This window comes from Candidatus Accumulibacter necessarius (genome assembly GCF_036625085.1).
The window spans coordinates 136,644-149,988 of record NZ_JAZKUM010000002.1; the positions used below are offsets into that span (position 1 = coordinate 136,644).

The 13,345-nt window shown below is 64.7% G+C and carries 12 protein-coding genes; 2 read left to right on the forward strand and 10 right to left on the reverse strand.

Going from position 1 to position 13,345, the window contains the following annotated elements:
* The first annotated feature begins 42 nt into the window (after positions 1-42).
* Positions 43-1,707, forward strand: a complete 1,665-nt coding sequence (locus tag V5B44_RS04870) for an aminotransferase class III-fold pyridoxal phosphate-dependent enzyme (protein ID WP_332357990.1) — start codon at positions 43-45, stop codon at positions 1,705-1,707.
* Between the two features lie 71 nt (positions 1,708-1,778).
* On the opposite strand, the gene V5B44_RS04875 is transcribed toward V5B44_RS04870, so the two are convergent.
* The gene (locus V5B44_RS04875) at positions 1,779-2,396 is read right to left on the reverse strand and encodes a hypothetical protein (RefSeq protein ID WP_332357991.1); all 618 of its coding nucleotides are present in this window, start codon (positions 2,394-2,396) and stop codon (positions 1,779-1,781) included.
* A 192-nt stretch (positions 2,397-2,588) separates the two neighbouring features.
* Here V5B44_RS04875 and V5B44_RS04880 point away from each other — a divergent pair, with 192 nt between their 5' ends.
* On the forward strand, positions 2,589-3,770 hold the full coding sequence (locus V5B44_RS04880) for a glycosyltransferase family 4 protein (RefSeq protein ID WP_332357992.1): 1,182 nt from the start codon (positions 2,589-2,591) through the stop codon (positions 3,768-3,770).
* A 54-nt stretch (positions 3,771-3,824) separates the two neighbouring features.
* Here V5B44_RS04880 and V5B44_RS04885 read toward each other — a convergent pair whose 3' ends face one another.
* The 9 genes from V5B44_RS04885 to V5B44_RS04925 form a co-directional block, all read right to left on the reverse strand.
* On the reverse strand, positions 3,825-5,033 hold the full coding sequence (locus V5B44_RS04885) for an ABC transporter permease (RefSeq protein WP_332357993.1): 1,209 nt from the start codon (positions 5,031-5,033) through the stop codon (positions 3,825-3,827).
* The gene (locus V5B44_RS04890) at positions 5,027-5,767 is read right to left on the reverse strand and encodes an ABC transporter ATP-binding protein (protein WP_434735407.1); all 741 of its coding nucleotides are present in this window, start codon (positions 5,765-5,767) and stop codon (positions 5,027-5,029) included. The genes V5B44_RS04885 and V5B44_RS04890 overlap by 7 nt, the downstream gene beginning before the upstream one ends.
* 33 nt (positions 5,768-5,800) lie before the next feature.
* Positions 5,801-7,093, reverse strand: coding sequence for an efflux RND transporter periplasmic adaptor subunit (locus tag V5B44_RS04895; RefSeq protein WP_332357994.1), 1,293 nt, complete (start codon positions 7,091-7,093; stop codon positions 5,801-5,803).
* Complete coding sequence (locus V5B44_RS04900; protein WP_332357995.1) at positions 7,090-8,544, reverse strand: efflux transporter outer membrane subunit; 1,455 nt, start codon at positions 8,542-8,544, stop codon at positions 7,090-7,092. Before V5B44_RS04900 ends, V5B44_RS04895 begins: the two co-directional genes overlap by 4 nt.
* 78 nt (positions 8,545-8,622) lie before the next feature.
* Positions 8,623-9,762, reverse strand: coding sequence for a HAMP domain-containing sensor histidine kinase (locus tag V5B44_RS04905; RefSeq protein ID WP_332357996.1), 1,140 nt, complete (start codon positions 9,760-9,762; stop codon positions 8,623-8,625).
* A 1-nt stretch (position 9,763) separates the two neighbouring features.
* Complete coding sequence (locus V5B44_RS04910) at positions 9,764-10,465, reverse strand: response regulator transcription factor (RefSeq protein WP_332357997.1); 702 nt, start codon at positions 10,463-10,465, stop codon at positions 9,764-9,766.
* A gap of 115 nt (positions 10,466-10,580) precedes the next feature.
* A complete protein-coding gene (locus V5B44_RS04915) occupies positions 10,581-11,117 on the reverse strand; it encodes a Spy/CpxP family protein refolding chaperone (RefSeq protein WP_332357998.1) in 537 nt (178 codons plus the stop codon).
* A gap of 127 nt (positions 11,118-11,244) precedes the next feature.
* Positions 11,245-11,880, reverse strand: coding sequence for a TetR family transcriptional regulator (locus V5B44_RS04920; RefSeq protein ID WP_332357999.1), 636 nt, complete (start codon positions 11,878-11,880; stop codon positions 11,245-11,247).
* 36 nt (positions 11,881-11,916) lie between these two features.
* Complete coding sequence (locus V5B44_RS04925; protein ID WP_332358000.1) at positions 11,917-13,344, reverse strand: efflux transporter outer membrane subunit; 1,428 nt, start codon at positions 13,342-13,344, stop codon at positions 11,917-11,919.
* Between the last annotated feature and the right edge of the window lies 1 nt (position 13,345).

Consider the following 13,345-nt stretch of genomic DNA (forward strand, 5'->3'; position numbering starts at 1 on the left):
CTGTAAAGAGGCTTGGGTAGAAGGGAGGGCAAGGAGAAATCAATGAACGAAACTTTGCCTATGTATGTTGCTGGTGTTGCTGCGGTAGCGGCGGCATTTCCCCGTCTCAAGCGCCGGCTGGAACTGTCGCGCGCCAAGCACCCGTCGCTGACCGGCCATTCGCGGATGGCCAAGCGCGTGGCGCGTTTGATTCCGTTTTACGAATACGACGAAGCGCGGTTTTTCAACGCCGATGGCGCGCCGGATGAGGTGGTCGCCTTGCGCCGTCCGGGCTTCGCCAATCTGGCCGAACTGTTCCGCACCCGCTTTGCCCGCTCGGCGGCGCTGGCCGGCGAGGCGGCGGAGGGTATTTCCGACCTGCAATTCACCGCCAGCTACCGCGTGCCCTTCCAGTTCAGTCGCTACGTGCGCGAGCGCCTGAAGGGCGGCGGTTTTCTGCAATCCAGCGCCGGCGTCAAGGTCACCGATCTGGATGGCAACGAACTCTACGACCTGACCGGCTCGTATGGCGTCAATGTCTTCGGCTACGACTTTTACCGCAGCTGCATCGCCGAGGGCAGCGCCCGCGTTGCAGAACTCGGCCCGGTGCTCGGCGCCTATCACCCGGTGGTGGCCGACAACGTGCGCCGCTTGCGCGCGATTTCCGGGCTGGACGAAGTGTCCTTCCACATGTCCGGCACCGAGGCGGTGATGCAGGCGGTGCGCCTGGCCCGCTACCATACCGGGCGGCGCAACCTGGTGCGTTTCTGCGGTGCCTACCACGGCTGGTGGGAGGATGTGCAGCCGGGCATCGGCAACCCGCTGCCGCCGCGCGAAACCTACACCTTGAAGGAAATGGACGCCGATAGCCTGAAGGTTCTGGACACCCGCAAGGACATCGCCTGCGTGCTGGTCAATCCCTTGCAGGCGCTGCACCCGAACGCCGGTGCGCCGGGCGATTCGTCGCTGGTCGACAGCGCCCGCCGCGCCAGCTTCGACCGTGCGGCCTACACGGCATGGCTGAAGCAGTTGCGCGAGGTGTGCACGCGGCGCGGCATCGTGCTGATTCTCGATGAGGTTTTCGTCGGCTTCCGGCTGGCGCCGGGCGGTGCGCAGGAATACTTCGGCGTGCGCGCCGACATGGTCACCTACGGCAAGACGCTGGGCGGCGGGTTGCCGGTGGGCGTCGTCTGCGGTCGACGTGATTTGATGAAGCGTTTTCGCGATGACCGCCCGGCCGACATCTGCTTCGCACGCGGCACCTTCAACGCCCATCCCTACGTGATGGGGGCGATGCAGGTGTTTCTGGAGCGGATGGAAACGCCAGCCGTGCGCGACCTGTACGTCGGCCTCGACGAAATCTGGAACCGCCGTGCGGCAATGCTCAACGCGCAACTCGAAGGCGCCGGCCTGCCGGTGCGGGTGGCCAATCTTTCCAGTATCTGGACGGTGTTCTACACGCAGCCCAGCCGCTACAACTGGATGTTGCAGCATTACCTGCGCGCCGAAGGACTGGCGTTGTCGTGGGTGGGCACCGGGCGCTTCATCTTCAGCCTGAACTACGACGAGGCAGACTTCGCTGCGGTGGCCGAGCGCTTCGTTGCCGCCGCCCAGGCGATGCAGCGCGACGGCTGGTGGTGGGAAGCGCCGGGCGTGACCAATAAGTTGATCCGGCGCGGCATCCTGCGCGAAATGCTGGCGCATCGGCTGGGGTTTGCGACTAAGTAGCGGCTGAAATGACTTTGGCGGTCGCCTGTTACGGTCGACCGCCAAAAAGTGCCAAAAACCGAAATAAATAATCAGGCGCCCTTGTGCTGCATGGCGTGATCCATCGGGTCGATCAGTTGGCCGCGCAGCAGGTAGAACGGGGCCTTGTAGTAGAGCACCAGATCATGGAAGGGGTCGGTCAGGATCTTGGTCATCCAGACCAGGCCGGTCTGCACGTCGCGGATGAAGAAAAGCTGCACGGTACGGAAGAGCAAACCACCGACGCCGACTGCCAACCAGATGATGCCAACCTGGTCGATCAGCGCCGAACGATCCGCCGCCGGTTCGAAGAGACCAAACATGGTCGGGTCGATGAACAGGGTCATCGGCGCCAGCGCCCAGATCGAAATCAGGATCATCTTGCGCTTGAGGTTGTAGCCGACCTTGACCTGTTCCTTGTATTCGTTGGTGGCCTGATTGACGTGGTCGTAACCCAGCGGCTCAAAGAAGAAGTGGCCGGACTGGCGGGTGACCATCGAGACCAGCCAGCCGATTAGCGCGGCGACCGACGGGTTGCTGAACATCAGGGCATAGGCGGTCAGAAAGCTGAGGGCGCTGATGAAGTGCAGGGTCTGGTTGATGCGGCTCTGGTGGTAGTAACGGTGGTCGTCCCAGCGTTGCACCTTCAGGGCGTGCAGAAATTCTTTCATTGTTCCTCCTGGATGGTGGATTTGGTTGATAGGAGAGGCCTTGCAAAGGTATCGGGGGATTGCTACCAAGAGATGACGCAGCCAAGTCAAAACGGTTAAGACCGGGCGTTGACACAAAAATGTCATCTGGCTGACTCACCCTTGTTATCCGGCCTGACGAACATCTCGCAAACCCCAAGTTGCGAGTTGCTCATGGAACCCATCGTCATCGAACAATTGCCGGCCGCCCGACGCTCGTTGCGCCTCGCCGTCGTCACCGAAACCTACCCGCCCGAAATCAACGGCGTCGCGCTGTCGCTCGCCCGCTTTGTCGACGGCCTGCGCAAGCGCCATCACGACATCCAGTTGATCCGCCCGCGCCAGGTGGCCGCCGAGCAACCCGCGGCCGGCGACGGCTTCGCCGAAGTGCTGACCGGCGGCGTGCCGATCCCCCGCTATCCCAACCTGAAAATGGGCCTGCCGGCCAAGCGGGCGCTCATCAAGCAATGGACGCTGCACCGTCCGGACATCGTCCACATCGTTACCGAAGGGCCACTCGGCTGGTCGGCGCTGCAAGCTGCGCTCAAACTGAAGATTCCCGTCTGCTCCGACTTTCGCACCAACTTCCACACCTACAGCCTGCACTACGGCATTGGCTGGCTGAAGCGCCCCATCGTCGATTACCTGCGCAAGTTCCACAACCACACGCTATTGACGATGGTGCCGACCGAACACATGCGCGCCGAACTCGCCGCCAGCGGCTTTCGCAACCTGCGCGTCGTGGCACGCGGCGTCGACACCCAGTTGTTCAACCCGGCGCGCCGCAGCGAAGCCCTCCGCCAGTCGTGGAACGCGACGCCCGAGACGCCGATTGTCATCCACGTCGGGCGGCTGGCCGCCGAAAAGAACCTGACGGCGCTGACCGAAGCCTTCACCGCCATTCGCGCCCGGCAGCCCAAGGCGCGCCTGCTGCTGGTCGGCGACGGCCCGGAACGCAAGGCGCTGGGCGCCCGCCTGCCCGATGCCATCTTCGCCGGCATGCGGCGCGGCGAAGACCTCGCTGCGCACTACGCGTCGAGCGACATCTTCCTCTTCCCCAGCCTCACCGAAACCTTCGGCAACGTGACCCTGGAAGCGATGGCCAGCGGCCTGCCGCTCGCCGCCTTCGATTATGCGGCGGCCGCGCAACACGTCCGCCACGGCACCAACGGCCTGCTCGCCCCCTACGGCCAGACCGCCGAATTCGCCGCGATGGCCAGCGAGTTGGCGAGCCGCCACGAAGAAGACCCGGAAAACTTCCGCAACATGGGCCGCAGCGCCCGGCGAACCGCAGAATCGCTGGATTGGGGCTGTGTGGTGCAGGAAATGGAAACGCTGCTGTTTTCGATTGCCTGAAGGCGACCATGAGGGGCGGCAGCAGCAGTTGATCGCCGATCGGCGGCAAGCCCGTTATTCGTGGCGCAAGGCGGCAATCGGGTCGAGTTGGGCGGCGCGGCGGGCTGGCACATAGCCGAAGATGACGCCGATGGCGGCCGAGAAGCTGAACGCCATCAGATTGATTTTCGGATTGAACAGGAAGGGCATGCCCATTACGGTCGACAGCCCAAAACAGGCAAAAAACGCCAGCACGACGCCGACCAATCCGCCAAAGGCCGAGAGCACTACGGCTTCGATCAGGAACTGGAGCAGCACCTCGTTTTCCAGTGCCCCGATGGCCAGTCGGATGCCGATTTCGCGGGTCCGTTCGGTGACCGAGACGAGCATGATGTTCATGATGCCAATGCCGCCGACCAGCAGGCTGACGGCGGCCACCGCGCCGAGCAGCGCGGTCATTGTGCCGATGGTGCCGGACAGCGTTTCGGCGATCTGCTTGGTGTCCATCACATTGAAATTGTCGTCGACGTTGTCGGCCAGCTTGCGCCGCTCGCGCAACAGGCTGCGCAGTTGGGTCATCACCACAGTCGAGTCGGTGCTGTCCTTGAGCGAGATCATGATGGTGCCGATGTCGAGCGTGCCGGTCAGCCGGCGTTGCGCAGTTTTCATGGGCATCAGCACCGTGTCGTCCTGATCCTGCCCCATGCTGCTCTGGCCCTTGGCGGCCAGCAGGCCAATTACTTCGCAGTCGAAGGTTTTGACGCGGATGCTGTTGCCGAGCGGGCTCTGGTTGCCGAACAGCTCGCGTTTGACGGTGTTGCCGATGATGCACACGGCTTTGCCGGCGCGTTCCTCGTCGTCGCTGAACAGGCGCCCGGCGGCCAGCTTCCAGTTGCCGGCAACCAAATAATCGTTGGTCGTGCCGTTAACCGTGGATGACCAGTTCTCGGTGCCGGCCACCAGCGTCACCGAACTACCGACTACCGGCGCCACCACGTTGAGGCCGTTGATCTGTTGCTGGATGGCCTCGACATCTGCGATCTTGAATTTGGGCGCCCCGGCGCTGTCGCGCCCGGGGCCAAGGCGCTGACCCGGCATCACCATCAGCAGGTTGCTGCCGAGGCTGGCAATCTGGTTGGCGACCATCTGCGTGGCGCCGTTGCCCAGCGTTACCATGGTGATGACCGCTGCGACGCCGATGACGATGCCGAGCAGGGTCAAAAAGGAGCGCATCAGATTGCGGCGAATCTCGCGCATGGCGAGCAGCAGGGCGTTCATTAGCATGGTGTTGCCACCTGGCGTTCGTCGCTGGAAACCACGCCGTCGACAAAATGCACGATGCGCCGCGCGTAGCCCGCCATGTCCGGTTCGTGCGTCACCATGATGACGGTGATGCCTTGCTCGCTGTTCAGGCGGTTCAGCAGTTCCATGATTTCGTGGCTACGCTTGCTGTCGAGGTTGCCGGTCGGCTCGTCGGCCAGTAGCACCAGCGGATTGGTGACGATGGCGCGGGCGATGGCGACGCGTTGCTGCTGGCCGCCGGAAAGCTCAGCCGGCGTGTGATGTTCCCATCCGGCCAGCCCGACCTTGTCGAGCGCTGCCCGCGCCATGGCATGGCGCACGTCGGCCGGTTCGCCGCGATAGAGCAATGGCAGCTCGACGTTTTCCTGCGCTGAAGTGCGCGCCAGCAGGTTGAACCCCTGAAACACAAAGCCCAGGCAGTTGCGGCGCAACAGGGCGCGCTGGTTGCGATCGAGCCGCTCGACGTTGATGCCGCGAAACAGGTATTCGCCCGTGGTTGGCGTGTCGAGACAGCCGAGCAGGTTCATCGCCGTCGATTTGCCGGAGCCGGACGGCCCCATCACCGCCACGAATTCGCCCTCGGTGATAGTGAGATCGACGCCGCCCAGCGCCTGAAACGCCGCCTGACCCTCGCCGTAGGTCTTGGTGATGGCGCGCAAATCGATCAGCGGCGCGCGCATTTCGGTTGCGGTCATCTCAGCCCCGGCCATGTCCATTTTTGCCCTTTTTTCGGTGTCGACCGCAACAGGTCATTTCTTCGCTTCCTGAAAATCGGTAATCACCGCCATGCCGGCCTTCAAGTCGCCGCCGAGGATCTCGGTCTGCCGCCCGTTGCTGACGCCGGTCTTGACCGCAACCGCTTGCGGGCCTTGCTCGCCCAGTACCCAGACGCGCGCCTCGTCGCCCTTTTCGGCGGTTGCGGCCGGACGCTTCGTGGCATTCGAAGGGGGCATGGGAACCAGCCTGGAGACCAGACTACGTTTCGCCGCTTCGTTCGTTGTCGGCGGCGTGAAGCGCAGCGCCGCATTCGGCACCAGCAATACGTCCGTGCGTTCGGCGGTAACGATGCTGGCCGTCGCCGTCATGCCCGGGCGCAAGGCGAGGTCGTCGTTATTGACCTGGAGGATGGTCTTGTAGGTGACCACGTTGTCGGTCGTCGTCGAGCCGAGGCCGACGCGCTGTATGGTTGCCGGGAACTTGCGCCCCGGCCAGGCCGAGACGGTGAATGTTGCTTTTTGCCCGTTCTTGACGTTACCCACATCGGCCTCGTCGACCTTGACCTGAAGTTCCATTTTCGACAAATCCTCGGCCAGCACGAAAAGCACCGGCGTCGTCATCTGTGCCGCCACCGTCTGTCCCGGCTCGACCTTGCGCGTCAGCACCACGCCATTGACCGGCGAGCGGATGATCGCCTTGCCGAGGTTGGTTTCGTCGGTCTTTAGGGTCGCCTTGGCCTGGGTTACGTCGGCGTGGGCGCTCGCTTCGTCGGCCACGGCGCGTTGCAGCGTTGCTTCGGCCGTTTCCAGTTCAGTCTTGGCCGGCACCTTGCCGCCGGAAAGCTCGGCGACCTGGCGCATGCGTGCTAGCGAGGCTTTGGCTTCGGCCACGGTCGCCCGCTTCTGCGCCACGGCCGCTTCGGCCGAAGTGACCGCCGCCTGCGATTTGGCGACCGTATCCTTGAGCTTGGCGGTATCGAGTTCGGCCAGCAGCTGGCCTTTGGTCACCCGGTCGTTTTCCTGAACCAGCACCTTGGTCAGCGTGCCGGAAAGCTCGCTGCCGACATCGACCGACTTGGTCGGTTGCAGGGTGCCGCTGGCCGATGCGGTGACCAGCAGGTTGCCAAGCTTTGCTTCTTCAGTGATGTAGTCGCCCGTCGTAGCCTTGCCGCCACCTGAAAACAGTGCGATGCCAAGCAGCAACGCAGCGACTGCGCCGCCGAGCAGCAGCCAGCGCCGTTTGCCCGTACCGGCGCCGCCTTTGGTCGTGACGTTCAGCAGGCCGCGCAGGGCTTCGCTGGAATTGTTGTCTGGGGTCTGGTTCATGATGGCTTGCCTTCTGCGGTGTCTTGCGTTGCGACCGGCTGTTCCCAGCCGCCGCCAAGTGCTTTGTAGAGCTTGATCAGGCTGGTCAGCAGGGTCGACTGCGCGGTCGACAGGTTGTCTTCCGCCGTCAGGCGGGTGCGCTGGGTATCCAGCACCTTCTGAAAGTCGGTCAGGCCGGATTCATACTGCAGTTGACCCAATTGCGCGGCATTGCGCGCAGCCTCGGCCGCTGCCTGCCTGGCGCTCAGTCGCTCACGCGCGACCGCGTGCGCCTTGAGGGCGTTTTCGACTTCCTCCAGTGCTGTCAGGATGCCGCTTTCGTAGGCAATCAGGGCCTGCGCCTGCACCGCGCTCTGGATGTCGACCGCGCTGCGCAGACGGCCACCGTCGAACACCGTCGCCGCCAGGCTTGCGGCCGTCGCGGACGCTACCGCCCCGGCGCCGCTCAGCGCACCGAAGGAAAACGCCTCCCAGCCGAACGAGCCGGATAGCGACAGCGCCGGGTAACGTGCCGCCATTTTCTGGCCAACCCTGGCCGTTTCAGCCGCCAGGGTGCGCTCGGCGGCGATCAGGTCGGGGCGCTGCAGCAGGATGTCGGCGGGAATGCCGCTGGCGATGCTGGCCGGCACGGCGGGAAGCGGCTTGTAGGCGGCCAGTTGCTCGTGGAGCGTGCCGGGGTGGCGGCCAAGCAGCACGGCCAGACGGTTTTCGGCCTGATAACGGCCGATTTCCAGATCGGGAATTGTCGCCCGCGTCTGTTCGAAGTTGGCTCGTGCCTGTTCGACATCGACGCTGTTGGCCAGACCGGCCTGGTTGCGCCACTCGGTGATTTGCAAGGTTTCGCCCTGGCTGGCGAGGTTCTCTGCGGCTATCGTCAGACGCCGCTGGTAGCCGCGCAACTCGACGTAATTCAAGGCCACTTCGGCGACCAGCGAGACGCGAACATTGTTCAGACTGGCGGCGCTTGCCGCTTGATCGGCGGTGGCTGCCTCGACGCTACGCCGGGTGCCGCCAAACAGGTCGATCTCCCAGCTGGCGTCAAAACCGGCGGTATAGGTGGTGCCCACGTAATTCGGGTTGATCACCTCGGCCTGTCGGTTGCTGTTCGCCCCGCCCGACGCCGCGATGGTCGGGAAATAGCCGCCTGCCGCCTGGTTTCGGCTGGCCCGCGCCTGCTGTAGACGCGCTTGGGCGGCCTTGAGGTCGAGGCTGCCGCTCAGTGCATCGTCGATCAGGGTCGCCAGCAGGGGGTCGTCAAGCTGTTGCCACCAGCGGGAAAGATCGCTGGGTTTGCCGGCAGCCGGTGTTGCGGCATGCCACGCGGCGGGCATCGGGGTGTCTGGGGTCTGGTAGTCCGGCCCCACCGAAGGCAAAGCGCCGCAGCCACCAAGTAGCGCGATCGCCAGGCTCAACCCCGCAAAACGGGCGCGGCCGGTATGTCTTGAAGTCATGGTGCCATTGTCGCGGGGCGCCATGTAAGACGGTGTCAGGGAAATGTTAATCCGGGTAAAACCCCGGGATTGGGCGCCTCAGACCGGCAGATCGATGTTGACCACCAGTCCGCTAGCGTCCGCGATTTTTGCCTGAATTTGACCGTCGACCGCAGCAATCACCCGTTCGGCGATGGCCAGCCCGAGTCCATAACCGCCACCCGACGTCTTGCCGCCGCCCCGGTAGAAGGGCTGGAAAATCTTTTCCAGTGCCTCGGCCGGAACGCCCGGACCCTGATCGACGATGCTCAGGCGCAGGCGCCTGCCCTCGGCGCGGCCAGTCACTCGAACCGTGCTGCCCGGGGGCGAGTGATGCAGCGCGTTGCGCACGACATTCTCGATGGCACGATGCAGCAGCGCCGGGTTGGCACGCACCGTGGGCAATTCCGCTATCGAAAGTTCGACGCTCACCTGCCGCGCGCTGCCTTCAAAGCGCGCATCTTCGACAATGCCTTCGAGTAGTTCCTGCAGGTCGACGTCTTCCAGTTCGCCAGCAACGCCGGCCTGCAGGCGGGAGAGCGTCAGCAACTCGTCGACCAGCGCATCCATTCGCTCGCCTTCGCGCTCGATGCGGGCAAGCGTCTCGTCGAAATGTTCCGGCTGCTGGCGGGCGAGGCCGATGGCCGCCTGCAGTCGGGCCAGTGGCGAGCGCATCTCGTGCGAAACATCGTGCAGCAGCCGTTTCTGCCCCTCGACCAGGTGCCCGAGGCGTTCGGTCATGTGATCGAAATCGCGCCCGAGGTCGGCCAGTTCGTCGCGCCGGCCGCCCATGCCTTCGCCGATGCGCACCCCGAGATCGCCGCCGGCGGCGGCATCGAAGGCGCGCCGCAGCTGGCGGATCGGCCTCGCGAAATACCACGCCAGCGCCAAGGCACTCAGCAGGCTGACCATCAGCCCGCTTAGGATCGGCACCATCGGTAAACCCCGGTCGCGTCGATGGTTGGGGGGCGGCGCCTGGTGCGCCTCACCCCCTGCCTGGCCCGCTAGTGACGGCCCCTCGCCAAATCGTGGCGGTGGTGGCGGGCGCCGCTCGCCATCCGGCGGACGATCGAATGGTGGCCCCTCGGCAAATTGCGGCGCCTGATCGCGCTCGTACCAGAAATAGGTGCCAACGCCGACAACGCCAGCCATTTGCGCCAACCAGATGAACAGGAAGAACTTCCAGAAGAGGCGGCCCATGTCACTCCCGGATCAGCTGGTAGCCCTGGCGATAAACCGTCTGAATGCACGAGCGGCCATCGGGCAGCAGCCCCAATTTGTGGCGGATGCTCGACAGATGGACGTCGATGCTGCGGTCGAAGCGCGCCAGCGGCCGGCCGAGCGCCTGCGCCGAGAGGTCGGCCTTGCTTACCGGGCGGCCGGCGTTGCGCGCCAGAATTTCCAGGAGATTGAATTCGGTGCTGGTCAGCTCGACCGGTGCGCCGTCCCATTCCACCCGCCGCTGTGCAGGCATCAGCGTCAGCGGCCCGACCACCAGCGGCGCCTGAGAAACTGGTTCGCCGGCCGGCTGGCTGCGCCGCAGGATGGCGCGCAGGCGTGCTGCCAGTTCGCGTGGCAGGCAGGGCTTGGGGACGTAATCGTCGGCGCCCAGTTCAAGGCCGACGATGCGGTCGAGATCGTCGCCGCGTGCCGTCAGCATCAACACCGGCACCGTGCTCGCCGCGCGAATCCGGCGCAGGGCCTCGATGCCGCCGATGCCCGGCATCATCACGTCGAGCACGACCAGCGCAAAGCGCCCGGACAAAGCCTCGGCGACGCCGCTCTCGCCGTCCGGCACGGCCAGTACCTCAAAACCGTCGCGCACCAGGTAGTCGGACAGCATGGTGGCCAGTTCGACGTCGTCGTCGACCAGCAGAATGCGGGAGGGGGCAGGGTGGGTCATGGTTCTTCAGCTCCAGTCGAGAGGTCGATCATAGCCCAGCCACGGAAATGGAAAAAAGCCGGAGCCGAATAAACGGCGCCGGCAAGGGGGGAGATAATCCGGAAAGTGTCGTGTATCAGCGTGACGGCGGGGACGTGTGGCCTTCGCCGCCGATGCCGCGCGGCCCGTCGCCACGCCCGCGCCGGGATTCGCCGTTGGCCTTCATGTCGGCCATCTGCTTGCGCTGCTCAGGCGTCAGCACCTCGAACACCTGACGCTCTGCCTTGGCTCGGGCCAGCGTCATTTCAGACATTGCCTTCGCTGCCGTGTCGGCCAGGGCACGGGCCCTGGCTTCGCTGTAATCGCTTGCCGAACTCAGTGCGCGCAGGTCGTCTTCGGCCTTGCGTACGGCCTTGGCTTTGTCGCGCATGAGCGGCGCCTGGGCGTGCATGATCTCGAAAATCTTGTCGCGCTGGGCTTCGCTGAGGTTGAGGTCGCGCAGAGGCGGCGGCATCGGCTCGCCGCCCATGCCCGGGCCGCCGCGCCCGGCAAAGCTGCCGCAACCAGGGTGGCCGTCCGGGCCGCCCTGAAACGCGGCTGCGCCGAGCGGGATGGCCAGCGCGACGCTGGCGGCGATGAGAAAGCGCTTGATGTTGCCGGTTGAATTCGTCATGTCGTTTTCCTTTCTTTCGGATGGCCCGCCTGGAGCGGGGCGAGTGACAGGACGAATAATCTCTCCGGGGTGGGTTAAGCGCTGTTAGGGAGCTGTAAATGAACGTAAATGGGGGCCGAACGGGGTTTTACGGATGCCTGACACCCGGGCCGCTGCCGAGGCAGCGAAAGAAATTGTCGAGAATGGGCCGGGCGTAGGTTTCGAGCGGGAAGATCTTCGGGTTCTTCGTCCAGTTGTAGAGTAGTCCGTCGATCAGCCCGATCAGGCCGATGGTGGCCTGGTGGGGCGTCAGCGTGTCGGTGATCAGGCCGCGTTCCGCAGCAAGCGTGAAGGCCTGATGGATGACGTCGATGTGGCTCGGCCCCTCGTCGAGGTGTGCGTCGCGCAGGTCAGCCATTTCCCCGACGTATTCGCATTTGTGCCAGAAGATTTCGAAGACGTGCCGGAAGCTCGCATCGTTCAGCATCTTGCCGATGAATTCGTCGGTCGCGGACTGGATGAAACCTAGCGGATCGGCGGCAATGCGCGTGTCGCGATCCTCGCTGTTGATCTGCAGCGGGCAGATCAGCCGGTTGATCATGGCGTCGAACAACGCGACCTTGTTGGCGAAATGCCAGTAGATGGCGCCGCGCGTGACGCCGGCTTTGGCCGCGATGTCGTTCAGCGAAGTCTGCGCCACGCCCTGGCGGTTGAATACCTCGACCGCGGCATCGAGGATGCGATTGCGCGTTTCCTGCGCATCTTCCTTGGTTCTTCTGACCATTTGTTTCTCTCCTCAGTTACCAGCCGTCGGCGGCGTTCAGGCGTCTTCGCGCCAGCCGCCACCGAGCGCCCTGAACAGGTCGACCGCGGCGTTCAGGCGGTTCTTGCGGCTGTTCAGGTAAGTCAATTGTGCAATGTTTGTCGTGCGTTGCGCATCAAGGACTTCGAGAAAACCCACATACCCGGCCTCGTAGCGGGCCTGCGACAGCTTCAGCGAACGGCGCGCCGACTCCAGCTGGGCGATGTTGGCGGTTTCCTCGTCGGCCAGTTCGCGCAGGCTGACGAGGGCGTCGTTCACTTCCCGGAACGCCGATTGCATGGTCTTGCGGTAGTTGGCCAGCATTTCCTTCTGGCCGGCGCTCGCCTGGTCGACGCGGGCGCCGGTGCGGCCGGCATCGAATATCGGCATCGTCAGGCCGAGCGCCGCCGACCAGATGCCGGCCGGGCCGGTAAACAGGTTGGAAAGCGCCATGCTCTCGCTGCCGTAGTTGCCGGTCAGGCTGATCGCCGGGAAATAGGCGGCCTTGGCGACGCCGATGCGGGCGTTGGCGGCGACCAGCTTTTCCTCGGCCTGGCGCACGTCGGGACGGGCTTCAAGCAGCGTTGACGGCAGTCCGGGGGGCGGTACCGGCGGCAGCGGCAACGGCGTCAGGTTGACCGGGATCTGCAGGCCGGGCTGGCCGCTGAGCAGGCCGATCTGGTTTTCGGAAAGGGCGCGCATGCGTTTCAACTGGCTCAGCTGCGACTGCGCCGTCGCCAGCGAGTTCTCCGCCTGGGCGAGCTCAAGGCCCGAGGCAGAACCGGCGTCAAGCCGCGCCTGTACGATACGCAGTGTTTCCTGGCGCGAGGCGACGGTTTCCTGGCTGACTGCCACTTCGGCATCGTGGGCGCGCAGAATCAGGTACTCGCTGGCGACCTGGCCGGTCAGTGTCAGGCGCACTGCGTCGCTGGCAAAGCGGCTGGCCAGTGCGTCGGCTTCGGCGGCTTCGTTCATGCGGCGGATGCGGCCCCAGAGGTCGACTTCGTAGCTGAGCGCGAGCGCGGCACGCCGGTTGTTGTAGATGGCGCCGCCCATCTTCTGGCCGTTGTAGGTTACGCCGCTGGTGCTCAGGCGGCTGCTGGCGGCATCCAGATTGACGGTCGGGTAATAGGCGGAATTGATCTCGCGGGCATAGGCATCGGCCGCCTCCAGGCGGGCGATGGCGGCCTGCAGATCCTGGTTGGCGGCCAGCGCCTGCGCGACGAGGGCGTTCAGGCTGGCATCGCCGAACAATGTCCACCACTCGGGATTAACCGGGGCTTCGGCGCGCGCGGCGGGCACCGCGTCGGCCTGGCTGTACTGCTCGGGCAGCGTGGAATCGGGGCGCTGGTAGTCGGGGCCGACAGCGCAGCCGGCGAGCAGGGCTGTTGCGGTCAACGCCGAAAAAAGGCCGATTTTCAAATTGGGTTTATGCGGGGCGGTCATC